At 70.8% G+C, this 22,105-nt stretch carries 18 protein-coding genes; 6 read left to right on the top strand and 12 right to left on the bottom strand.

The genetic code is table 11. From position 1 onward, the window contains the following. Window positions 1–3: 3 nt before the first annotated feature. The gene (gene fdhD / locus ACIRVH_RS03310; RefSeq protein ID WP_403947708.1) at window positions 4–852 is read left to right on the top strand and encodes a formate dehydrogenase accessory sulfurtransferase FdhD; all 849 of its coding nucleotides are present in this window, start codon (window positions 4–6) and stop codon (window positions 850–852) included. Window positions 853–922: 70 nt separating this feature from the next. Here fdhD and ACIRVH_RS03305 read toward each other — a convergent pair whose 3' ends face one another. Continuing rightward, window positions 923–1,228: a LysR substrate-binding domain-containing protein gene (locus tag ACIRVH_RS03305; RefSeq protein ID WP_403947826.1), complete on the bottom strand. Its 306-nt coding sequence runs from the start codon at window positions 1,226–1,228 to the stop codon at window positions 923–925. Between ACIRVH_RS03305 and ACIRVH_RS03300 the strand changes: the two genes are divergently transcribed. Further along, on the top strand, window positions 1,154–1,780 hold the full coding sequence (locus ACIRVH_RS03300; RefSeq protein WP_403947706.1) for an SDR family oxidoreductase: 627 nt from the start codon (window positions 1,154–1,156) through the stop codon (window positions 1,778–1,780). The genes ACIRVH_RS03305 and ACIRVH_RS03300 overlap by 75 nt on opposite strands. Before the next feature lie 4 nt (window positions 1,781–1,784). Here the strand turns inward: ACIRVH_RS03300 and ACIRVH_RS03295 are convergent, their stop codons facing one another. Then, a complete protein-coding gene (locus tag ACIRVH_RS03295) occupies window positions 1,785–2,312 on the bottom strand; it encodes an isochorismatase family protein (RefSeq protein ID WP_403947704.1) in 528 nt (175 codons plus the stop codon). 19 nt (window positions 2,313–2,331) lie between these two features. Continuing rightward, window positions 2,332–2,769, bottom strand: coding sequence for a MarR family winged helix-turn-helix transcriptional regulator (locus ACIRVH_RS03290; protein ID WP_403947703.1), 438 nt, complete (start codon window positions 2,767–2,769; stop codon window positions 2,332–2,334). Window positions 2,770–2,882: 113 nt separating this feature from the next. Between ACIRVH_RS03290 and ACIRVH_RS03285 the strand changes: the two genes are divergently transcribed. Next, on the top strand, window positions 2,883–3,800 hold the full coding sequence (locus tag ACIRVH_RS03285) for a zinc-binding alcohol dehydrogenase family protein (protein ID WP_403947701.1): 918 nt from the start codon (window positions 2,883–2,885) through the stop codon (window positions 3,798–3,800). Window positions 3,801–3,927: 127 nt separating this feature from the next. Continuing rightward, entirely contained in the window at window positions 3,928–5,802 is a 1,875-nt protein-coding gene (locus ACIRVH_RS03280; RefSeq protein ID WP_403947699.1) for an exo-alpha-sialidase, read from the top strand. Here ACIRVH_RS03280 and ACIRVH_RS03275 read toward each other — a convergent pair. Next, entirely contained in the window at window positions 5,743–6,759 is a 1,017-nt protein-coding gene (locus ACIRVH_RS03275; RefSeq protein ID WP_403947812.1) for a bile acid:sodium symporter family protein, read from the bottom strand. The two genes, ACIRVH_RS03280 and ACIRVH_RS03275, sit on opposite strands and share 60 nt — an antisense overlap. A 170-nt stretch (window positions 6,760–6,929) precedes the next feature. Between ACIRVH_RS03275 and ACIRVH_RS03270 the strand changes: the two genes are divergently transcribed. Together ACIRVH_RS03270 and ACIRVH_RS03265 are read left to right on the top strand one after the other, a co-directional pair. Then, on the top strand, window positions 6,930–7,808 hold the full coding sequence (locus tag ACIRVH_RS03270; protein WP_403947697.1) for a LysR substrate-binding domain-containing protein: 879 nt from the start codon (window positions 6,930–6,932) through the stop codon (window positions 7,806–7,808). 405 nt (window positions 7,809–8,213) lie between these two features. Continuing rightward, window positions 8,214–10,040: an AMP-dependent synthetase/ligase gene (locus tag ACIRVH_RS03265; protein ID WP_403947695.1), complete on the top strand. Its 1,827-nt coding sequence runs from the start codon at window positions 8,214–8,216 to the stop codon at window positions 10,038–10,040. 5 nt (window positions 10,041–10,045) lie between these two features. Here the strand turns inward: ACIRVH_RS03265 and ACIRVH_RS03260 are convergent, their stop codons facing one another. From ACIRVH_RS03260 to pqqA, 8 genes are read right to left on the bottom strand one after another with little or no spacing between them, the layout of a single operon-like run. Further along, entirely contained in the window at window positions 10,046–12,076 is a 2,031-nt protein-coding gene (locus ACIRVH_RS03260; RefSeq protein ID WP_403947694.1) for a PQQ-dependent sugar dehydrogenase, read from the bottom strand. 11 nt (window positions 12,077–12,087) lie between these two features. Then, window positions 12,088–17,481, bottom strand: a complete 5,394-nt coding sequence (locus ACIRVH_RS03255) for a glycosyl hydrolase family 28 protein (protein ID WP_403947692.1) — start codon at window positions 17,479–17,481, stop codon at window positions 12,088–12,090. A gap of 11 nt (window positions 17,482–17,492) precedes the next feature. After that, window positions 17,493–18,311 carry a heparin lyase I family protein gene (locus tag ACIRVH_RS03250; RefSeq protein WP_403947690.1) on the bottom strand — a complete coding sequence of 273 codons (819 nt, stop codon included), beginning with the start codon at window positions 18,309–18,311 and terminating at the stop codon, window positions 17,493–17,495. A gap of 4 nt (window positions 18,312–18,315) precedes the next feature. After that, complete coding sequence (locus ACIRVH_RS03245) at window positions 18,316–19,506, bottom strand: glycoside hydrolase family 105 protein (protein WP_403947688.1); 1,191 nt, start codon at window positions 19,504–19,506, stop codon at window positions 18,316–18,318. A 59-nt stretch (window positions 19,507–19,565) separates the two neighbouring features. Continuing rightward, window positions 19,566–20,651, bottom strand: coding sequence for a pyrroloquinoline quinone biosynthesis protein PqqE (gene pqqE, locus ACIRVH_RS03240; RefSeq protein ID WP_403947687.1), 1,086 nt, complete (start codon window positions 20,649–20,651; stop codon window positions 19,566–19,568). Beyond that, window positions 20,648–20,980 carry a pyrroloquinoline quinone biosynthesis peptide chaperone PqqD gene (gene pqqD / locus ACIRVH_RS03235; RefSeq protein ID WP_403947685.1) on the bottom strand — a complete coding sequence of 111 codons (333 nt, stop codon included), beginning with the start codon at window positions 20,978–20,980 and terminating at the stop codon, window positions 20,648–20,650. The genes pqqE and pqqD overlap by 4 nt, the downstream gene beginning before the upstream one ends. Continuing rightward, complete coding sequence (pqqC, locus tag ACIRVH_RS03230) at window positions 20,977–21,753, bottom strand: pyrroloquinoline-quinone synthase PqqC (RefSeq protein ID WP_403947684.1); 777 nt, start codon at window positions 21,751–21,753, stop codon at window positions 20,977–20,979. Before pqqC ends, pqqD begins: the two co-directional genes overlap by 4 nt. Continuing rightward, window positions 21,750–21,917: a pyrroloquinoline quinone precursor peptide PqqA gene (gene pqqA / locus ACIRVH_RS03225; protein WP_403947682.1), complete on the bottom strand. Its 168-nt coding sequence runs from the start codon at window positions 21,915–21,917 to the stop codon at window positions 21,750–21,752. The genes pqqC and pqqA overlap by 4 nt, the downstream gene beginning before the upstream one ends. Between the last annotated feature and the right edge of the window lie 188 nt (window positions 21,918–22,105).

The following is a 22,105-nucleotide window of genomic DNA, read 5'->3' as shown; positions in this document are numbered from 1 at the left end:
GACATGGGACGAGTCACGGAACGACGCAAGGTCCTCCGCATCCGGGACGGCGCGGTCTCGACCCGGCCGGACACGCTCGTCGCCGAGGAACCCCTGGAGATCCGGCTCAACGGGAAGCCGCTGGCGATCACCATGCGCACGCCGGGCGACGACTTCGCGCTGGCGGCGGGGTTCCTGGTGAGCGAGGGTGTGCTGGCCACCGCGTCCGATCTGCAGAACATCGTGTACTGCGCCGGGGCGACGGTGGACGGTTCGAACACGTACAACGTGGTCGACGTGCGGACCGCCCCGGACGTCGCCCTGCCCGACTTCACCCTGGAACGGAACGTCTACACCTCGTCCTCGTGCGGGCTGTGCGGCAAGGCCAGCCTGGACGCCGTGCGCACGACCGCGCGCTGGCCGATCGCCGACACTCCCCCGGTCCGGGTCACCCCCGAGCTGCTGGCGAGCCTCCCCGACCGGCTGCGGGCGGCCCAGCGGGTGTTCGACCGGACCGGGGGGCTGCACGCGGCCGCCCTGTTCACCGAGGACGGGGAGCTGCTGGACATACGGGAGGACGTGGGCCGGCACAACGCGGTCGACAAGCTGGTCGGGCGGGCACTGCAGAACGACGGTCTGCCGCTGTCCCGGACGATTCTGCTGGTCTCGGGCCGGGCCTCGTTCGAGCTGGCGCAGAAGGCCGTGATGGCGGGGATCCCGGTGCTGGCGGCGGTGTCGGCGCCCTCGTCGCTGGCGGTGGACCTGGCCGCCGAGACGGGTCTGACCCTGGTGGGCTTCCTGCGGGGCAGCTCGATGAACGTGTACGCGGGTGAGGACCGGGTCGCCCTGCGGGCCGCGGCCGCCCAGGGCTGACCGGTTCCCGCGGCACGGCGGCGGGGCCCCGAACGGCGGGGAGCGCCCCCTGCGCCGCAGGGGCCCCGCCTCAGCCGGCCGCCTCCGCCTGAGCCTGGGCGGCGGTGACGAAGCCGGCGATCAGCGGTGAGCGTCGGCGCGCCTCCCAGGCCAGCAGCACCTCGTCGGGCTCCGCGTCCGGCACCGGCACGCAGGTGATGTCCGGGCGGGAGTACTGCAGGGCGACGGACTCCGGTACGAGCGTGATGCCGGCTCCGCCCGCCGCGCACTCGCCGAGGGCGCGGCGCGGGAGGGCGCCGAGGTGGTGGTCGCCTCGCGTCGGCGGGAGAGTGTGGCCGCGGCACTGAAGCGGCTGCCCGGGAGCGCCGAGGGCCATGTGCTGGACGCGACGGACGAGGCGGCGGTGCGCGGCTTCTTCGAGGGGGTCGGGGGTTTCGACCACCTGGTGTACACGGCCGGTGAGTCGCTGCTGCTGGAGACCCTGGCCGAGGCGTCCGTCGTGCGGGCACGGCGGTTCCTGGACACGCGGCTGTGGGGTGCGTACACGGCGGTGAAGTACGGCGCCGGCTCGATCCGCGAGGGCGGTTCGGTGGTGCCGACCACCGGGACCGCCGGGCGGCGGCCGATGCCGGGGACGACGGCCGCGGCGGCGCTGTGCGGGGCGATGGAGTCGCTGACCCGGGCGCCGGCCCTGGAGCTGGCGCCGGTCCGGGTCAACGTGGTCGCGCCGGGGGTGGTGCGTACGGAGCTGTGGCGGGAGCTGACGGAGGCCGGGCGGGAGGGGCTGTTCCGGTCGTCCGCCGAGTCGCTGCCGGTGGGGCGGGTCGGCGAGCCGGCGGATGTGGCGGAGGCGTACCTGTATCTGATGCGCGGCGGTTACAGCACCGGGTCGGTGGTGACCTTGGACGGGGGCGGGCTGCTGGTGTGAGGGATCAGCGGGTCGCGAGGCGTACCTGGGAGGCGGTCACGACCGTGCCGAGCCTCGGGAAGTCGAGCCTGACCGAGGCCTCGTGCTCGGCGGTGGTGAACGCGGCCATGGCGTCCTCGACGAAGACGAGGTCGTAGCCGAGGTCGGCGGCAGCGCGGGCGGTGGACTCGACGCCGAGGTTGGTGGCGATGCCGCCGAACAGCAGGGTGCGGATGCCGCGTTCGCGCAGCCACTCGTCCAGGCCCGTGCCCTGGAAGCCGCCGATGGTCCGTTTGACGATCTCCAGGTCGCCGTCCCTGGACAGCCCCGCCACCAGCCCGCTGCCGGGCGGCTGCTCGGCGACGGCGGGGCGTTCGACCCGGATCAGGACGACGAGTGCGCCGGCGGCACGGAACGCGGCCGTCAACTCCTCGGCGGCGGCGAGCACTTCGGTGCCTTTGCGGGGTTCCAGGGGCAGCGCGACGATGCGGTCCATCAGGTCGACGAGGACGAGGGCGGTGCGCTGCGGATCGAGTACGGGGGCTGCGGTCATGACGGAACGTTAGCCGCCATCAGCCGTCCGTACCGGAAATCCGGATCAACAGGCCCATGAACTGATCGCGTTCGGCCGTCGACAGCGGGGCGAGCAGTTCGTCGTTGGCCTCGCGGGCGGCCTTCTCGCAGCGGGTGAGCAGGCGGGCGCCGTCGTCGGTGAGGGACACCGCGTTCTTGCGCCGGTCCTTGGGGTCGGGGGCGCGCACGAGGAGGCCGGCGGACTGCAGGTCGTTGAGGACGCCGACCAGGTCCTTGGGGTCGAGGCCCACACTGCGGCCGAGGTCGGCCTGGGCGACGGGGGCGAGGTCGCGGACGGCGGAGAGCACCACGTGGTGCCACATCTTCATGCCCTCGGCCGCGAGGGCGTCGGCGACCAGGGAGCGGCCGCGGGCGGCGGCCCGGCCGAGGAGCCAGCTGGGCAGGGCGCGGATCGCGGGGAGGGGAGCTTCGGCCATGTGTGCACCCTACCGAAGAATCATTGGACTTCCCCACGATCTCTCGCTATCGTTGGGACTCCCAACGAATTCATGGGTGTTCCCAACGATCACCCCCGCTCCTGGAGGTTGCGATGCGCCGCGTCCGGTACGAGTCCACCGGCGGCCCCCTGTTCCTGGAGGAGACACCCGTCCCCGAACCCGGCCCCGGGGAACTGCTGGTGCGCTGCGAGGCGGTCGGCGTCACCCTGCCCATCGTCCGCAAGGTCACCGAGGCCGCCGAACCGATCGCGCTGGGCGGCGAGATCGCCGGTGAGGTGGTGGCCGTGGGCGAGGGCGTGACCCGCTTCCGCCCGGGTGACCGGGTCACCGGGCTGTGCTTCGGCCACGGGTACGCCGACTTCGCCCTGCTGCACGAGGCCATGGCCTCTCCCGTACCCGACGGCGCCACCTCCGTCGACGCGGTCGCGCTGGTGCGCAGCGGACTGGTGGCGCTCGGCGCGCTGGCATCGGCGCGCCCCGTGCGGGGCGAGTCGGTGCTGGTCACGGCCGCGGCGAGCGGGGTCGGGCAGCTCGCGGTGCAGTTGGCGCGGGCTCGGGGTGCGGGCCGGGTGGTGGGCGCCGTGTCCGATCCGGCCAAGGCGGACTTCGTCCGCTCGCTGGGCGCGGACGACTGTGTCCGGTACGCCGACGACAGCTGGGGCGAGCCGGTCGACTGTGTCCTGGACGCGGTCGGCGGCGATCTGCTCACGCCCGCCCTCGCCGCGCTCGCCCCGCACGGCCGGCTGGTCGCCTACAGCTCGGGCGGCGGCACGATCCAGGCGTACGACCTGCTGGTCGGCGCCAAGTCGGTGATCGGCTTCCAGATGGCGCTGATCGCCCGCGGCCGGCCGGAGCTGTACGAGCAGTGGCGGCAGGAGCTGTGGCGGCTGTTCGCCGACGGCACCCTGAAGCCCGCCGTGCACGGCGAGTTCGCCCTGGAGGACGCGGCGAAGGCGCACGAGGCGATCGAGTCGCGGAGCAACCTCGGCAAGGTGGTGCTGCGCCCGTGAGCCCACTGAAGTAGCTGCACGCTTCTTGTGAGGCACCGGAGGCCCCAACTACCGTCTGATACGCGCATGTTGGACGTCGGATGTCCGGATGTCCACATGTCTCGACGCATGAAGGGCAGGTCGCGCCATGCCGTCAGGAATCCGCACCCGTCTGAGAAACTGCCTGGCCGCCGCCTGCACGGCGGCCGCCCTGCTGGTGCTGCCGCACCCGGCACACGCCCAACCCGCCGCCGATACTCCCGAGTTCGAGCAGCAGGTCCTCTTCAAGGCGTCGCAGGACCCGGGCTACGCCTGCTTCCGGATACCGGCGATCGTGCGGACGACCGACGGCACGCTGCTGGCGTTCGCCGAGGGCCGGGTCCTCAACTGCGGGGACGCGGCCGACATCGACCTCGTGGTCAAGCGCTCCACCGACGGCGGCCGCACCTGGGGCCCGCTGCAGGTGGTCAACGAGGGCGCGGGCGACACCCACGGCAACCCGGCGCCGATCGTGGACCGCGACACCGGCCGGATCTGGCTCGCGGAGACGTACAACACCGGCCGTAAGGACAGCGCCAGCTGCTCGGTGCCCTGCGACCGCAGCCCGCATCTGCAGTACAGCGACGACGACGGCGAGACCTGGTCCGAGCCGCGCGATCTGAGCCCCGAGATCCTGCCCGCCGACTGGAACTCCTGGTACGCGACCGGCCCCGTGCACGGCATCCAGCTCACCCACGGCCGGTACGCCGGCCGGCTGGTCTTCGGCGTCAACACCGAGACGTGGGACGGCAGCCGGGTCAGCGCCAACCACGCCGCGCTCATCGTCAGCGACGACCACGGCGGCCACTGGCGGATCGGCGCGACCGACACCTGGCCGATCGCCGCCGACGGCACCTTCCGGCAGAAGCCCTCCGAACTCACCCTCACCGAACGCACGGACGGCTCGGTCCTGGTCAGCGGCCGGGAGCAGGACGGCACCGACCTCGGCCACCGCACCCAGGCCGTCAGCCGGGACGGCGGCGGCAGCTTCGCCGCGCCCTTCCGCGACCTCCCGGACCTCTACACCCCACAGGTGCAGGGCTCCATGCTGCGCGTCGGCGACCGCATCCTGCTGGCCTGCCCCGCCGACCCCGACCGGCGCCGCACGATGATGGTCCGCTCCTCCTACGACGGCGGCCGCACCTGGGACAGCGTGGACCGCGGCACGGTCGTCACCACGGACTGGTCCGGTTACTCCGACCTGGTGCGCGCCGACCACGACACCGTGGGCCTGATGTACGAGGGCGGGGCGGTCGACGCGCGCGACGAGATCCGCTTCGCCCGCTTCACCGAGAAGTGGCTCGCCCCGCGCCGCGGCCCCGACCCGCACACCGCCGACCTCGCCCCGCACGCCCGCCCGGCCGCGGTGCTCGGCGACGCCGAGGAGACCGACGGCGTGTTCGACGGGGCGCTGGAGTTCGACGGCACCGACGACGCGGTACGCCTGCCGTACCGCCCCGGGCTTCCGCTCGGCTCCGGGGACTTCACCGCGTCCCTGTGGTTCCGGTACACGGCCACGACCGGCGAGCAGCCACTGCTCTGGATGGGCGGCATCGGCACCACCCAGCCGCAGGTGTGGGTGCGCGGCGAGCCGGCGAACCACCGTGTGCAAGGGCTGATCACCGTGCGGAACGGTGCGGCGGCTCCGCAGACCGCCTTCGTGCGCACGGACACCGCGTACAACGACGGTCAGTGGCACCACGCCGTCCTCAGGCGCGGCGGAGGCCGGCTGTCGCTGTCGGTCGACGGTACGCAGTCCGGCGTCGCCGACGTGCCCGGTTCGGTCAGCCGCAACTCGCCCTTCGGCGTGCACATCGGCCAGCGCATGGACAGCCGGGCCTTCTTCACCGGAGCGATCGACGAGGTCCACGTCTGGAACCGCGCCCTGACCGACGAGGAGCTGTCCGACCCGAAGGTCCTGCGGTCACCGAAGGACACGGTCCTGTGGCTGCCCCTCGATCGCGTGAGCGGAGGAGACTCCTGACCCCTGGGTGGGCTCCTCCAGGTCGTGGGAGCGCCGCTTGGCGATGACCGCGCACACCATCAGCTGCATCTGGTGGAAGAGCATCAGCGGCAGCACGGCCAGGGAGGCGTGGGCGCCGAACAGGACGCTCGCCATGGGCAGACCGGAGGCGAGGGACTTCTTCGACCCGGCGAACTGGATGGCGATCCGGTCCTCCCGGCCGAAGCCGAGCGCCCGGCCGCCGTACCAGGTCAGGACCAGCATCACGGCCAGCAGGACGGCCTCGACACCGAGCAGCGCGGCCAGCCGGACGGGGCTGACCTGGTGCCAGATGCCCCGGGTCATGCCCTCGCTGAACGCGGTGTAGACGACCAGCAGGATGGAGCCGCGGTCAACCAGCCCGAGGACCTTCTTGTGCCGGGCGACGAACCCTCCGATCCAGGGGCGCAGCACCTGCCCGGCGAGGAACGGCACCAGCAGCTGGAGCACGATCTTCACCACGGAGTCCGCGGAGAACCCGCCGCCGTCGTTGCCCAGCAGCCCGGCCGCCAGCAGCGGAGTGACGAGGATGCCGACCAGCGAGGAGAACGAGCCCGCGCAGATGGCGGCAGGCACGTTTCCGCGGGCGATCGAGGTGAACGCGATCGACGACTGGATCGTGGACGGCACCAGGGTGAGGAACAGCAGCCCCTGGTACAGCGGCTGGGTCAGCACCACCGGCACCAGGCCGCGGGCGGCGACACCGAGCACCGGGAAGATCACGAAGGTGCAGGCCAGGACGGTGACGTGGAGCCGCCAGTGCCTCAGGCCGTCCAGCGCCTCACGGGTGGAGAGCCGGGCGCCGTAGAGGAAGAACAGGAAGGCGATCGCGGCCGTGGACGCCCCGGAGGCCACGTCGGCGCCGGTGCCCCGGGCCGGGAAGAGCGCCGCGAGGCCCACCGTGCCGAGCAACAGCACGATGTACGGGTCGATCGGCATCCAGCTCGGCCAGCGCAGGCGTTTCACGGTGCTCCACTTGCAGTGCGTCACGTACGTGCAGGAGCCCGGAGGGCCCCTCTCCATCGTCCTCTCCCCGGCACCGATCGGGAATCCCGCATACCACTCTGACTGTCATCGCGTTCCGTGATGACCAGCGCTACGCTGCCGTCGTGTACGACCCCACCCAGCTGCGCACGTTCCTGGCGGTGGCGCAGACGCTCAGCTTCACGCAGGCCGCCCGGCGGCTCGGGCTGCGCCAGTCCACGGTCAGCCAGCATGTCCGCCGGCTGGAGGAGGCCACCGGCCGCCAGCTGTTCTCCCGGGACACCCACGCCGTGGATCTGACCGAGGACGGCGAGGCGATGCTGGGCTTCGCCCGCAGGCTGCTGGAGGTGCACGAGCAGGCGAGTGCGTTCTTCACCGGCACCCGGGTGCGGGGCCGGCTGCGCTTCGGCGCCTCGGAGGACTTCGTGCTGACCCGGCTGCCGGAGATCCTGGAGGGCTTCCGCCACGACCACCCGGAGGTCGACCTGGAGCTGACGGTGGAGCTGTCCGGCACCCTGCACGAGCAGCTGGCGGCAGGGAAGCTCGACCTGGTGCTGGCCAAGCGGCGCCCACAGGATCCGCGCGGCGAACTGGTGTGGCGCGACGACCTGGTGTGGATCGGCTCCGAGCACGTCCGTCTGGAGCCCGACCGGCCGGTCCCGCTGATCGTCTATCCGCCGCCCGGCATCACCCGCGCCCGCGCCCTGGAGGCGCTGGAGGAGCAGGGGCGCGACTGGCGGATCGCGTGCACCAGCGGCAGTCTCAACGGCCTGATCGCCGCCGCCCGCGCGGGGCTCGGTGTCATGGCCCACTCGCGGCGGCTGATCCCGCCGGGGCTGTTCCGGGTACCGGACCGTTCGGGCCTGCCGGAGCTGGGCAAGGTGGACTTCGTCCTCGTGCACGGCCGGCGGCGGGGCGCGGCCGACGCCGCGGCGAACGCGCTGGCTGCGGCGGTCCTGGCGGGCGGGGACCGGCTGCACCGGGGTCAGCGCGGCGGACGCTGACACGTCTCCGGCCTGAACGGCACCCTGGTGGTTGCGGGCCTGGCCGGGATCGCGGCGGGCGCGCTGGTCCTCACCCTGGTCAGGACACCCGGCGCGGAGCGGACCGGAGTGACGGAATCCGCTCACGCTACGCTGAAAGAGAAGACGACGGTGCCACACACCCGAGTCCTCCGGCGGCGGCGATGGGCCGTAATCGGGTCGTACAGATTCGGTGGAGATTACTGCGCCGAAACTTACTGCACCGTAAGTATTCTGTCCGACCCTTCCGCATGTGAGTGTATTTTCCGGGCACCGCCCACGCCGTTGGTGAGCATTGGTCGATTTCGCACCCTCTCCCGCCCCGACTGTGGGTGGGGTAGCTTTCACGGCGCTGTGCGGAGCGTCATAGGAACGGGGAGCGAGGGTTTGCGCGAGTTCACCACCCCTCCGTTGGCGTCGGCGCCGCCGGTGGGCGGCCTGGCCGACGTCGTTTTCGAGCATGCCCGGACGGACCCCCTGCACATCGCACTGGGCCGCAAGGACGAGTCCGGCCAGTGGCGGGACGTGACCTCCGCCGAGTTCCGCGACGAGGTCCTCGCCCTGGCCAAGGGGCTCCTCGCCCGTGGCGTCCGGTTCGGCGACCGGGTCGCGATCATGTCCCGCACCCGCTACGAGTGGACCCTGTTCGACTTCGCGCTGTGGACGATCGGCGCCCAGGTGGTCCCGATCTACCCGACGTCCTCGGCCGAGCAGTGCTTCTGGATGCTGTACGACGCCGAGGTGTCGGCGGCGATCGTGGAGCACGAGGACCACGCGATGACCATCGCCACGGTCATCGACCGGCTCCCGCAGCTGCGCGAGCTGTGGCAGCTGGACTCGGGCTGTGTGCAGGAGCTGTACGACGCCGGCGCGCATCTGGACGACGAGGTGGTGCACCGGCACCGGCAGGCGGTCACCCCGGACTCGGTCGCCACGATCATCTACACCTCCGGTACGACCGGCCGCCCCAAGGGCTGTGTGCTCTCGCACGGGAACTTCATGTACGAAGCGGACACCATGATCGAGCGGTGGCAGCCGGTGTTCCACACCAAGAAGGACGACGAGGCGTCCACGCTGCTGTTCCTGCCGCTGGCGCACGTCTTCGGGCGGATGGTGGAGGTCGCGGCGTTCCGTGGCCGGGTGCGCTTCGGGCACCAGCCGCAGCTGCACGCGGCCGCGCTGCTGCCGGACCTGGCCGCGTTCCGGCCGACGTTCATCCTCGCGGTGCCGTACATCTTCGAGAAGGTGTTCAACGCGGCCCGGCGCAAGGCGGAGAAGGACGGCAAGTCGGGGCCGTTCGAGAAGGCGGTCCAGATCGCCGTGAAGTACGCCGAGGCCGTCGAGGCCAAGGCCTGGGGCACCGGTCCGGGCCCGTCGGCAGCCCTCAGGATGCAGCACCAGCTGTTCGACAAGCTCGTGTACGCGAAGGTCCGCGCCGCGATGGGCGGGCGGATCCGGAACGCGATGTCCGGCGGCTCGGCGATGGACCGCCGGCTGGGGCTGTTCTTCGCGGGCGCGGGCGTGCAGATCTACGAGGGCTACGGCCTGACCGAGTCGACGGCGGCGGCGACCGCCAACCCACCTGAGCGCACCCGCTACGGCACCGTCGGCCAGGCCATCCCGGGCTCGACCGTGCACATCGCGGACGACGGGGAGATCTGGCTGCACGGCGGGAACGTCTTCCAGGGCTACCTCAACAACCAGAAGGCCACCGACGCGACCCTGCACGACGGCTGGCTGGCCACCGGCGACCTCGGCTCCCTGGACGAGGACGGCTATCTGACCATCACCGGCCGCAAGAAGGAGATCCTGGTGACCTCCGGCGGCAAGAGCGTCTCCCCCGGCGTCCTGGAGGAACGGGTCCGCGACCATCCGCTGGTTAACCAGTGCATCGTCGTCGGCAACGACCGCCCCTACATCGCCGCCCTGGTCACCCTGGAGCAGGAGGCCGTGGAGCACTGGCTGCAGATGCGCGGCAAGCCGCAGCTGACGCCCGCGGCGCTGGTGCGGGACCCGGACCTGGAGGCGGAGGTGCGGCGGGCGGTGGTCGCCGCCAACACCCTCGTCTCGCAGGCCGAGTCCATCCGTACCTTCCGCATCCTGGCGCAGCCGTTCACCGAGGAACACGGCCTGCTGACACCGTCGCTGAAGTTGAAACGGAAGGCGATCGAGAAGGCGTACGAGAGCGAGGTCGAGGCCCTCTACCGGGCCTGACCCCGTCAGCTGATCGTCACCTTGAAGATCTTGTCGGATCCGTCCGCCGCTCCTCCGTTGTTGTCGCAGTTGGTGGTGGACAGCCACAGCTGGTCGGCGCCGGGCACCTTGGTGACGGTGCGCAGCCGGCCGTAGGTCCCGACGTAGTAGGCGGTCGGGGTGCCGACCTTCTCGGTGTCCCCGCTGATCGGGATGCGCCACAGCCGTTCCCCGCGCAGGGACGCCATGTAGATGACGTTGCGGACGACGGCGATACCGCTGGGCGAGGCCTCGGAGACGTTCCAGGTGGCCTTGGGGTTGGTCATGCCGGCGACGGAGCAGTTGCCTTCGCAGGTCGGCCAGCCGTAGTTGGCGCCGGGCTTGATGAGGTTCAGCTCGTCCTTGGAGCTGTTGCCGAACTCGGCCTCCCACAGCCGCCCGTTGCGGTCGAAGGCGAGGCCCTGCGGATTGCGGTGGCCCAGGGAGTAGACGTAGTTGCCGAAGGGGTTGCCGGGGGCCGGCTTGCCGTCGGTCGTCATGCGCAGGATCTTGCCGTTGAGGGAGTTCTTGTCCTGCGCGAGGTCGGGCGTCTGGGCCTCGCCGGTGGAGACGTACAGATAGCCGTCGGGGCCGAAGGCGAGGCGGCCACCGTTGTGGTAGCGGTTCTTCTTGATGCCCTGGAGCAGCACCTTGTAGTCGGTGAGCTGGGTGCCGTCGTAGGTCATGCGGACGACGCGGTTGCCTTCGGACGCCGTGTGCATGAAGTAGACGTAGTGGTCGGTGTCCCACCTGGGGTCGACGGCGACCCCGAGCAGCCCGCCCTCGCCGTTGGTGGTGACGGCGTTCGGGACGTTGCCCACCTGGGTCTTCGTGCCGTCCTTGGTGACCTTCCAGACCCGGAAGTCGTCCCGCTCGGTGACCAGTGCGGTCTTGCCGTCGGGCATCCAGTACGTGCCCCACGGGATCGTCCAGCCCGTCGACAGCGTGGCGACGGAGGACGGGACACCGCCGTCGGTGGCGCAGGCCTTGGTGCTGAAGGTGACGGTGTTGCTCGGCTGCGAGACGTTCCCGGCCGCGTCCCGGGCGACGACGTTCAGGGAGTACGGGCTGTTGCAGGCGAGACCGGTGAGGGTCGTCGACGTACCGCCGGTGACGGTCTTGTAGACGGTGGTGTCACTGCGTACGTCGTAGGCGACGACGGCGCGGTCGTCCGTCGACGCGCCCCAGCCGAGGTCGGCCGTGTTCGCTGTGATTCCGGCCGCGGACAGGGTGCCGGGTGCGGTCGGCGGGGTGCTGTCGGAGCTGGGCTTCGTCGTGCAGTCGACGACGGGGCTGGCCGGGGAGGTGTTCCCGGCGGCGTCCCGGGCGACGACGGTCAGGTTGTAGGTGGTGTTGGGGGTGAGCCCGGTCAGTGCCTTGCCGGTCGCGCTCCCGGGCGCCTCGCTGATCTTGTTGCCGTGCTCGTAGATGTCGTACGCCGCCACGCCCACGTTGTCGGTGGACGCGCCCCAGCCGAGGGTGAGGCCGCTCTCGCCGATGTCGGAGCAGCCGGGCCGGCCGGGGCGGGTCGGGGCCTGGGTGTCGGCCGCCGCGCCGACGCTGATGCGGTCCAGGTTGGGGCCGCCGTCGGCGGTGGTGGCGGTCGCGCGGATCGTGTTGGACCCGGCGGTGAGGGGCACGTCGACGGTCCTGGTGGCCCAGGTGTTCCAGTCGGCGGTGGCCAGGAAGGAGACGGCGGGCGCGGCGACCGTGCCGCCGACGGAGATGTCCATCGGCCGGTCGGTGGAGGTGCCGTTGGCGTAGCGGAGGGTGACCGCCGCGGTGCCGGCGGCGGCCGCGTTCACCGTGAACTCCACGTAGGAGCCGGTGACGTTGGTGTAGTCGACGAAGCCGGTGCCCGAGTAGCCGGTGTGGTTGGTGGCCACGGTGCCCTGGGAGATCCGGGCGTCCTCGGCCTGGTAGTCGGTGGCCGCGAGGGCGGTGCCCTGGCTCAGACCGGCCAGCGGCAGTGCGAGGGCAGCGGCCAGGCCGTACGGCAGAACTCTCTTGAGATTCATGGGTGTTCCCTTCAGCCCGTGTACTGGGCGAAGACCTTCAGGTAGTCGTACGGCTGCTGTGTCACGCCGCTGCAGGAGTCGCCGTCGGTGCCGGAGCCGCAGGGGCGGTCGCGGTTGACGGACCAGTAGGTGAGGCGTCCGATGTGGTGCTGCCGGGCGTAGGCGAGCATGGTTCTGAAGTCGGCGAGGCGGACGCGTTCCCCGGAGTCGTCCGTCTTCCCGTTCATGGACGAGAGCCCGATGTGGGTGTAGGCGGTGGCGTCGCTGTAGCCGTAGGCAGCCTTGACCCGGGCCTTGAGGCCTTCCATGGCCCGGGTGGTGAGGGTGCCCATGGTGGTGGTGCCGCCGCCGAAGTCGAACGGCATGATGCACCACACGTCGTTCGCCAGGCCTGAGTCGGCCGCCCGCTTGATCATGTCGACGCCGGTGGAGTCGGGTCCGCCGGTCGTCGTGCCGAAGGTGATGACGGTCTTCAGGCCGGGGTTGGCGGCCTTGACGGTCTTCAGCGCGTCGACCACGCGCCGGCGGACGGTGGCGTCGGACCACTCGGTGTTCTCGATGTCGATGTCGAGGGCCTTCAGCTTGTAGGCGTTGATGACCTTCTGGTAGGCGCCCGCGAGCGCGGAGGCGCTGGAGCACTTCTCGCCGAGCTTGGCTCCGCTCCAGCCGCCGACGGAGACGATCACGTCACCGCCGGCGTTTCTGATGGAGTTGATCGTCGCCTGGTCGGTGCCGCCGGTCAGCGGTCGGGAGCCGTCCCACTTCGGGTTGCAGGTGCCGTCGGAGAGGATGAACGCGAGAGTCCACCACTTGACGCCGGTCGCGGACATCACCGAGGTGGGGCTCTGCGGGTTGCCCCAGCCGAGGTACTCGTAGGGGGCGACGGCGAAGCCCGGGGAAGCCGCGGCCTTCGTGGAGTCGACCGGCTTCACCCGGATCAGCCGGGTCTCGCCGGGGCGCAGGGTCGCGCTGTAGGAGTCGGCGATCACGCCCTTGTGGGAGCCGGACCAGAGGTCGGTGACGTCACCGGAGCCGGTGAAGCCGACCTGGGACCAGTTCACACCGACCGTGGCGTTGCCGGAGGTTCCGGTGTTGAACAGCGCCACCACATGGTCGCCGCTGTTCTCGCGTTTGCTCCAGACCTGCTTGACACCACTGTTCACCACGCGTTTCGCGGCCACGCCGTCCTGGTCGACGCCGATCAGCCGGTCGTTGGTCAGCATCGCCTTGTCGACGGGGTCGAGGTGGGTGAGGTCGGTGCCGAGCAGCAGGGGTGCGCCCGCCATCGCCCACAGGGTGAAGTGCGAGCGCCGCTGGTCGGCGGTGAGCCCCACCTGGTCGCCGTTGCCGATCTCCAGGGAGTCCAGGTCGTTCCAGCCGCTGGGTCCGGCGTACGGCTGCCAGTCGGCGGCCGAGGTGAAGCGGGCGGAGACGTGGGACCAGTCGGTGAGCGGATAGCCGCTGCCGTGGGAGCCGGGTCCGCAGTAGCACTCGACGTCGCCCTGGGTGCGCCAGCTGTTGGCCAGCTGCCGCCAGGTGGAGGCGTTCGCGATCGGCAGGTTGTTGGAGAGGGCGAAGGTGATGGGCCGCCCGGTGGCGCGCAGGGCCTTGTCCCAGGCCCGGACGTCGGGGACGTCCTGGCTGCCGACGCCGTCGATCTTCAGGTAGTCGACTCCCCAGGACGCGAACTGTTTCGCCCACGAGTTCACGAACTCCTGCGCGCCCGGCTTGGAGTAGTCGATGTAGTACATGTTCTTGCAGTTGTAGTTCTTCTCCGTCTTCGAGGTGTCCGCGATGTCCTGTGCGTGGTACGACGTGCCCTCGATCGGGGTGTTCCTGGTGACGGCGTTCTTCGCGATGCCCGGAGTGACGTAGAAGCCGAACTTCAGGCCCCTGGAGTGGACGTAGTCGGCGAGCGCCTTGATTCCGCCGGGGAACTTGTCGGTGTCGACGGCCCAGCGGCCGTAGGAGTCGACGACGAAGCCGTTCGAGTCGCACTTCTGCCAGAAGTCGTCGAGGTTGACGTGCACGAAGCCGTGGTTCTTCAGGCCGCTCGACGCCAGCGCGTCGGCCTGGGCCCTGATCTTCGCCTCGGTCGGCAGGCGGCGCACGAAGCTCCAGCTGCTCCAGCCCATGGCGGGGCTGAGGGACTGACCGTTGTCCGACCTGGGGGTGAAGGCCGCCGGTGTCGCGTACGCGGTGCCGATCCACGCCTCGTCGATCCGCAGCCGCTTGTAGCGGGTGGAGTCGGAGGAGGCCGCCCAGGTGCTGTCGACCTCCAGGCGGACGTACCGGGCGTTGGCCGCGGTGAGGTCGATGCCCTGGATTCCGCGGCGACTTGGCAGCTGACCGGTCCTGACCGCGCTCCCCCAGGTCGAGCCGTCGTTGCTGAGGTACACCTTGTAGTCCTTGATCCGCGCCGACTGCTCGGTGTCCGAGCGTGCGTAGGCGACGGAGTCCTCGCGCTGGTTGAGGCCGATGTACTGGACCTTCCTGGCCGAGCCGAGGTCGAAGGTGAGGCTGACCGGCAGGGTCTTGTCGTTGTCCCAGTAGGTGAGGTGGTCCCCGTCGCCGGCGGCGGAGCCGGTGTGCCCGGCGGCCGAGGCGCTCGCGGTCACCTTGACGCCGGTGAGGATGCCCTGGCGACCGGCGCCGGTCACCTTGAAGACGGTGTCGTACGGGTCCCAGGCGCCGAGCCCGGTCAGCGTCAGCACACCGCCGGACTGCGACCAGGAAACCTGCTTGCCCGTACGGAGGTTGGTGACGGACGCGATGCGATACCCGTTGTCACGGATGCGCAGAGTGCTGGTGCTGGGCGGGGTCAGGACGTGGATGTACTGGCGGTTCGGGTCCGCCTTGCTGATCGTGGTCACGCCGTGGGCGCCGTCGTTCCAGAAGCCCGGCTTGAGGCCGCCGTACATGTAGCCGCCGCCCTCGGTGCCGTGCAGGGACTCCCAGATGGGGTCGAGGTAGCTGTCGGCGAAGTTGTTGAAGGCGGCCTGGTTGGCCGGGAACTTGCCGTTGACCTGAGCGGTCTCGGCCATCAGGGCCTTGACCGAGGAGCCGGCGTTGGTGACGAGGCGGCCGAGGGTGAGCGCTCGGTCGACCGACGGGTCGGAGCCGTCGTACCACCAGGCGCCGGTCGAGGGCAGCTTGAAGTCGGCCTCGGTCAGGCGGGGTTGGGCCGTGTAGAGGGCCTGGGGGTAGTCGTAGGCGGGCGTCATCCCCGCCTTCTGCTCATTGCTGATCATGTCCATGATCGGCGTGTCTTCGTTGTTGTTGCTGAGCGTGTAGTCGGGGCGCTTCTGGTAGATCTGCGCGTAGAGGTTGTGGCTCTCCCAGTACGCGTTGTCGTTGTCGATCCAGAAGCCGCCGAGGTCGGGGTAGCGGTCCATGACCTCGAAGAAGTTGTCGTAGCTGAACTGCCCGAACCCGTCGCGGGTGGTCAGATCGACGTTCTTGCCCTTGTAGGCGGAGTAGGCGGCCGAGTCGAGCCACTCGTGGCCGCCCTGGGCGTGCCACTGGGGGTCGTCGGTCATGTAGAGGATGACCTTCATGCCCTTGGCCTTGGCTGCCGTGATCAGCTCGCCGAGGAAGTCCCGTCTGGTGGAGCAGGAGCCGGGGATCTTGGACGGCCAGGGGCGGGCGTAGCCCAGCCGGCTGTGGAACGTGGCCAGGACGAGGTACTGCGTGTGCAGTTTGCGGGCTTCGTTCACCCAGTAGTCCGGGGTCCAGCCGCCGCTGGTGACGTCGTTCTCCCAGGCGCCGCAGCTGGTGTGGGCGGGGGCGGTGCGCAGGCCCCAGTGCAGGAAGAGGCCGCCGACCGAGGCCCGGAGGAAGTCCTGGCGGGGGTTCTCCGTGTCGAGGGGCCTGGCCGCCGTACCGCAGTTCTCGGTGGCGCCCGTGGACGAGATCCGCAGGGCGCCGCCGGAGGTGGTGCGGCTGTCCGTCAGGCAGTAGCCGGTGACGTTCTGGAAGCCGGCGTCGTGCGGGGAGCCGGCGCCGCGCCGGGCGGTGAAGCGGGTGAAGCGGACGTCGCTCGCCGCGTTGGCGATGACCGCGGGACGGCCGTCGTCGGCGGCGAACTTCACGGAGCTGTCGGTGAACCGCACATGGTCGGCGTTGTGCAGGTACCAGCCGTAGGCCGGCCGGGTGCCGATGCTCTTGGGGTTGTAGTCGTTCGGGTCGTTGCCCGGCACCGCGGTGGACATGGTGCCGTTGCCGCCGGGCACGGTGATGTCGACGTGGTTGAAGGTGATGCCGCTGATCCGATGGCCGGTCTCGCCCCACAGGGTCGGGCTGAAGGACGGGCTGTTGCCGGTGGCCGTGATGTCGTCGTACGTCACGTCGCTGATCGAGCCGACGCCCGGGCTGTTGCCGCAGCGCTTGCGCGTGCCGATCTTCAGCATGATCGGCGAGTGGACCTTCGTCATCGTGATGTCGCGGTAGTGGACGTCGGAGATCTTCGCGCCGTCCATGGACACCATGCCGAGGCCGGACTTGTCGGCGCCCTCGACACGGATCTTCTCGAACCGGTAGTCCGAGAAGTCGCCGCAGGTCTCGGAGCCGAACATCAGGGCGTTGCAGCACCGCGCCGAGAGGTACGCATCGCTCACCCGGACATGGCCGTTGGGGAGCTTGGCGCCGAGGGCGTAGTCGCTCTTGAAGACGAGCGCGTCGTCGTTGGCCTTGATGTTCGCGTGGGTGACGGTGACGTCGGTCGTGGAGATGATGTTCCAGCCGTCGCGGTCGCTCGCGGTGTCGATGGTCAGGTGGTCCGACGTCACGTTCTTGCAGCCGTTGATCAGGGCGGCGAAGTGGCCGCCGCGGCGCAGGGTGAGGCCGTCGCCGATCCGCAGTCCGTCGCAGCGGGTCAGCGAGAGGATCTTGTCGGCCTCTCCCGGCTTCGGGTTGCCGGTGATCAGGTTGCCGGCGCCGTCGATGACCCCGCCGCCGACGAAGCCGATGTTCGTGAGCCGGTCGCCGTAGATCATCGCGTTGTGGAAGTGGCTGTGCCCGTAGTCCTGGTACGTGTCGTAGGGGTTGGACTCGGGCGGGTCGTAGGTGTCCGCGGAGGAGCCCTGGATCGTGGCGCCCGTGTCGACCTGGAGCGTCACGTTGCTCTTCATGTGGATGGTGTTCTTGGACCTGTAGGTGCCGGCCGGGAAGCGGACCGTGCCACCGCCGGCCGAACTCGCGGCGTTGATTGCCTTGTTGACGGAAGGGGTGTCGTTGGCGGAACCGTCGCCCTTGGCGCCGTAGTCGCGCACGTCGAAGACGGCGGCGGCGCGGGGCGCGGGCCCGGGGGCCGCGAGGGCGGTGGGGTGGGTGAGGCCGAGGACGACGGCGACGACGAACAGGACGATCGCCGCCGCACCTCTGCCGCGCGGGGGACTGGGACGCATGGGACGGCTCCTCAGACGAGTTGGTAGCCGCGGAGGTTGGTGAGCAGGAGGTAGGTGTTCTGCAGGGAGCCGGAGGTGTCGCCGAGGGAGCGGTAGATGCCCCACTTCGGGCGGACGCGGTCGGCGAGGAAGGTGTCGACGCCGGTCCTCGCCTTGTCGATCACGGTCGTCGAGCCGCTCTTGAGGATCCAGCGGACCGAGCCTGCCGAGCCGTTGCCGACCTTGATCTGGAAGTCGACGTCGGTCCACTTGTCGTGCAGCGGGTCCAGGTCGGTGCGGCCGACCAGAGTGTCGTCGATCGCGAGCCGCAGCTCGATGGTCTGCTTTCCTCCCCCACGCTCGGCTTCGCGCGCGCGGGAGGTGCCCCCATCCCGGCGCAGGGACTGCACGACGATCGGCGAAGTGCCGTTGCCGGGCTGCTTCATCTGCATGATGTGCGTGAAGGTGGTGGTCGCCTTCAGCGAGCTGGGGATGTACATCGAGTACGTGACCCGCCAGGTCTGGCCCTGGGTCCACTCGAGGTAGCTGCTGCCGCTCGTGCGCAGGCCGGTGACCTCCTGCCGCTGGCGGTCCGTCGACGTGTCGCGGTCGACCGTGTGCATGGTGAAGCGCCAGGTGTCGCCCGTGGCGTAGATGTGCGGGTGCCCCGCGGGGTGCGAGTCGGCGCGGTCGTCCTCGACGGTCTCGAAGGCGCCCAGTCCGTCGGCGCTCGCGGACGGGGACCACTTGAGCTGCCAGGACGCGGCCCGGGCCGGGGGCGGCAGGCCGACGGTGGCTCCGGCCGCGCCGCCCAGCGCGGCGCCGAGCATGGCCCTTCTGGACGTGCTCATGACACTATTCACCTCGCAGTTGCTCGTTCATGATCAGGAAGGCGCCCAGGCCGTGGAAGTCGTTGACGGCCCGGGTACGGGCGGCGTAGTACGCGTAGTCGCCGACGTTGGTACCGACGGAGATGTCGGCCAGGTCGGTGCGGCCGTCGGCGCCGACCGAGATCTTCGCCAGCACGCCCTCGTAGCCGCGCCGGGCGACGGCTGCGTAGTGCGGGTCGAGATAGCCCTGCTGGACACCGCGCGCGAGGGCGTAGGTGAACATGCTGGAGCAGGATGTCTCGGTCCAGTCGTCGCTCCTGCTCCCCTGGTCCATGACCTGGAACCAGCGGCCGCTGGCCGGGTCCTGGTACCGCTCCAGGCCTGCCGCCAGCCGCCGGAAGATGCCGAGGAGTTGGGGCCGCCGGGAGTGGTTCGCCGGGATCGTGTCGAGGACGCCGACGATCGCCATCGCGTACCAGCCGACCGCGCGGCACCAGTGCTCGGGGGCGAGCCCGGTCTGCGGGTCGGCCCAGCTAGCGGTCCTCGACTCGTCGTAGGCATGCTTCAACAGGCCGTTGCCGACCTGGAGATGGCCGCCGTAGACGGCTAGCTGCCGGGCCGCCTCGTCGTTCGTGTACGCGCTGTCGCCGAACTCCCTGCCGTACTCGACGAGGAACGGGTTCACCATGTAGACGCCGTCCGCCCAGAGCTGGTGGGCGCGGCTGCTGTTGTCCGCGTGCCAGAAACCGCCGTCGCCGGTGCGCGGGTAGGTGGCGAGGCGGTCGCGGATCTTCTTCGCCGCCTTGCGGTAGCGGTCCTGGCCGGTCTCGTGGTGCAGGATCACCAGGAGGCGGCCGGCCTGCATGCTGTCCAGGTTGTTGAAGGACTGGCCGATGGAGCCGTCGCTCTTCACGAAGCGGTCGACGTAGCTCTTGATGTAGGTGAGGTAGCGCGCTTCGTGGGTGCGCCGGTAGGTGAGGTACTGGCCGTAGAGGTAGAGGCCGACCGGGTACGACCAGCCGCCGATGCCGGTCGGCGTGTAGCGGGCCATGGTGGAGTCGACCACGGCCGTGGACCAGTCGGGGGCGGCGGCCTGCCGGGGCAGGGCGGGAGCGGGGGCGGCGGCGGCCGGGGGCACCGCCGCGGGGAGCGCGGCGAGGCCGGCGGTGGTGAGCGCGAGTGCCGTCAGGGCCGCGCGCAGGCGTCGGCGTCTCATGTTCCTTCCTCTCGCTGAACTTGTCGCTGAACTTGTCGCTGGGCTTCTCGCCGGGCTTGTCACTGTGCTTCTCGCGGGGCTTCGCGGTAGGCGTACGCGAGCTGCCTGGGCGCGCCCACGAGGTCGCGTACGAGGGAGTGGTCCGGGGCGTGCCGGCAGGCCGGGTCGGTACGGGCGGGGTCGCCGGTGAGGGCGTGGGCCTGGCAGCGGCAGCCGCCGTGGTCGGTGGTGCGCAGGGCGCAGTCACGGCAGGGCTCGGGCATCCAGGACTCGCCCCGGAAGGCGTTGAAGGCCTTCGACTCCCGCCAGATCCGGTCCAGTCGGTGCTCCCGGACGTTCGGCAGGTCCAGACCCGGCAGGCTGTTCGCGGCCGGGCAGGGCAGGACCGTGCCGTCGGGGGCGACGGTCAGCGAGATACGACCCCAGCCACCCATGCACGGTTTCGGGGTGGCGTCCAGCAGATCGGGAGCCACCCACACCAACTCCAGCTCGTCGCCCAGTCGTTCACGCCAGCGGGCGACGGTCGAGCGGGCCCGTTCGACCTGTCCGGGTGTGGGCAGCAGGGCGGCACGGTTACGCAGCGCCCAACCGTGGTACTGGGTGTGGGCCAGTTCGAGCCGGTCCGCGCCCCAGTCCACGGCGAGCCGGATCAGCTCGTCCAGGGCGTCGAGGTTGCCGCGGTGCAGGACGGCGTTGATCCCGAAAGGCAGTCCCGCCTCGCGGACCAGCCGGGCCGCGCGCTCCTTCGCCGCGAACGACCGTACGCCCGCGATGCGTTCGGCGACTTCCGGGTCCGCGTGCTGCACGGACAGCTGCACACTGCGCAGCCCGGACTCGGCCAGCCCGGCCAGCCGCCGCTCGCCGAGGCCCACCCCGCTGGTGACGAGCTGGGTGTACAGGCCCGCCGCATCCGCGGCTGCCACCAGCTCGGGCAGATCCCGGCGCAGCAGCGGCTCGCCGCCGGACAGATGGGTGTGGACGACCCCGAGGTCACCCGCCTGCCGGAACACCCCGGCCCACTGCTCTGTGGTCAACTCCACTGACCGACCAACCAGTTCGACGGGGTTGGAACAATAGCCGCAGCGCAGCGGACAGGCGTGGGTGAGTTCGGCGAGCAGGGCCCACGGTGGAGCGGTGGTCGTCATGTCAGCCAGCCCTCCTTGCGCAACCCGGCCAGGAAGTCCGGGACTTCGACGGCGACGGGTGCGCCGGGGTATTCCGCCGACAGCTCGGCGACGATGCCGGCCACGGTCCGGCTGCCGTCGCACCGCCCGAGGACGGCGCCCGCGCGGCCGTGCAGGACGACCACCCGTTCCGGCAGCAGCAACAGGTCCGTGTCCCGCACCGGGTCGTACCGCAGCAGAACACCCCGGGCGAGGGCGGGACGCCAGGCGGTCGGGTTCCGACGGGCCGTGGGGAGCGGTTGGTCGGCTGCGGGAGGCGACCGGTGCGCCGCGGGACGCGAGGAGCTCACGAGGTGCCCCCGTCCACCGCGTCCAGCAGCGCCCACAGCACCTCGCACTTGAAGGTGAGCGCAGCCACCGCCCGCTCCTGCTGCGCACGGGTGCGGGCGGTGGCGAGGACCAGGGCGAGTGCCTCCTCCCCGTCGCGGGCGCCCTGGCTGACCCGCGTGCGGAAGTAGGCGAGACCGGCCGGGTCGATCCACGGGTAGTGGCGTTCGAAGGCGGCGATGCGGGTGCGCATCAGGTCCGGTGCGGACAGCTCGGTCAGGGAGGCGGCGACGGCGTCCAGCGTGGGGCGCAGCCGGCAGAAGCTGACGTAGGCCTCGACCGCGAACCGCACCCCGGCCGGCACCCGGGAGGCGTCCCACAGCTCCTCGCGGCCGAGGCCGGCCGCCTCGCCGAGCCGCAGCCAGCGCTCGATGCCGCCCTCGCTCCCCGGGCCGCCGTCCCCCGTGCCGTCGTGGTCACGGATGCGGCGCAGCCAGAGGCGGCGCTGCTCTGGCCGGTCCAGCCCGGCGAGGATCAGGGCGTCCTTGACGGGGATGTGCCGCTGGTAGTGGAAGCGTGCGGCGATCCAGCGGCGCAGTTCGGCGGGGGTCAGCTCGCCGCGGTGCATCCGCAGGTTGAAGGGGTGCCGGTCGTGGTAGCGGGCCGCGGTGACGGCGCGCAGCCGCTCCGTGAACTCGGCGGCCGGCCAGACGGCACCGGTGGGCGGGGCGGTGACGGGGACATCGGTACGGGGGACGGTCGAGGCGTCCCGGACGGGCGGAACGGTCGTGCTCATGAGGCCTGCGGCGGCTCGGGGGCGCGGCGGTCGGCGAGCGCGTAGGCGGTCACTTCGAGTGCGGTTTCCACAATCTGGTAGCCCGGGCTGCACCAGGCCTTGTCATCCGATGTCTTCGGGTCCTGGAGGGCCGCACGAGGGGTCGTGGGCAGGGTTTTGTTCATGTGCGCGTACCCGCTTTCCTGAGGGTGGGGGATCTCAGAGGGCAGACAGAGGCCATGGTCAGAGGCCGTTCACATGCATGCACCGGGTTCAGTGACACGTCCGGTGGCGCGATACAGAGTCCCGGGAGGAAGGGCCGCGGTCAATGGTCCGGACCGATAACGTCGGATGCGTTTCCGGCCAATCTGAG

The organism is Streptomyces sp. NPDC101165, assembly GCF_044768135.1.
In the GTDB taxonomy this organism is placed as follows: Bacteria; Actinomycetota; Actinomycetes; order Streptomycetales; family Streptomycetaceae; genus Streptomyces.
The sequence above is the reverse complement of the archived record's forward strand: the minus strand, read 5'-3'. Positions and strand labels throughout refer to the sequence as shown.

What these genes read in the sequence shown, in the direction of transcription:
- fdhD (WP_403947708.1), top strand. Translation starts at nt 4, where the DNA reads ATGGGACGAGTCACGGAACGACGCAAGGTCCTCCGCATCCGGGACGGC.
- ACIRVH_RS03305 (WP_403947826.1), bottom strand. Translation starts at nt 1,228, where the DNA reads ATGGCCCTCGGCGCTCCCGGGCAGCCGCTTCAGTGCCGCGGCCACACT.
- ACIRVH_RS03295 (WP_403947704.1), bottom strand. Translation starts at nt 2,312, where the DNA reads ATGACCGCAGCCCCCGTACTCGATCCGCAGCGCACCGCCCTCGTCCTC.
- ACIRVH_RS03290 (WP_403947703.1), bottom strand. Translation starts at nt 2,769, where the DNA reads ATGGCCGAAGCTCCCCTCCCCGCGATCCGCGCCCTGCCCAGCTGGCTC.
- ACIRVH_RS03285 (WP_403947701.1), top strand. Translation starts at nt 2,883, where the DNA reads ATGCGCCGCGTCCGGTACGAGTCCACCGGCGGCCCCCTGTTCCTGGAG.
- ACIRVH_RS03280 (WP_403947699.1), top strand. Translation starts at nt 3,928, where the DNA reads ATGCCGTCAGGAATCCGCACCCGTCTGAGAAACTGCCTGGCCGCCGCC.
- ACIRVH_RS03275 (WP_403947812.1), bottom strand. Translation starts at nt 6,759, where the DNA reads ATGCCGATCGACCCGTACATCGTGCTGTTGCTCGGCACGGTGGGCCTC.
- ACIRVH_RS03260 (WP_403947694.1), bottom strand. Translation starts at nt 12,076, where the DNA reads ATGAATCTCAAGAGAGTTCTGCCGTACGGCCTGGCCGCTGCCCTCGCA.
- ACIRVH_RS03255 (WP_403947692.1), bottom strand. Translation starts at nt 17,481, where the DNA reads ATGCGTCCCAGTCCCCCGCGCGGCAGAGGTGCGGCGGCGATCGTCCTG.
- ACIRVH_RS03250 (WP_403947690.1), bottom strand. Translation starts at nt 18,311, where the DNA reads ATGAGCACGTCCAGAAGGGCCATGCTCGGCGCCGCGCTGGGCGGCGCG.
- ACIRVH_RS03245 (WP_403947688.1), bottom strand. Translation starts at nt 19,506, where the DNA reads ATGAGACGCCGACGCCTGCGCGCGGCCCTGACGGCACTCGCGCTCACC.
- pqqE (WP_403947687.1), bottom strand. Translation starts at nt 20,651, where the DNA reads ATGACGACCACCGCTCCACCGTGGGCCCTGCTCGCCGAACTCACCCAC.
- pqqC (WP_403947684.1), bottom strand. Translation starts at nt 21,753, where the DNA reads ATGAGCACGACCGTTCCGCCCGTCCGGGACGCCTCGACCGTCCCCCGT.
- pqqA (WP_403947682.1), bottom strand. Translation starts at nt 21,917, where the DNA reads ATGAACAAAACCCTGCCCACGACCCCTCGTGCGGCCCTCCAGGACCCG.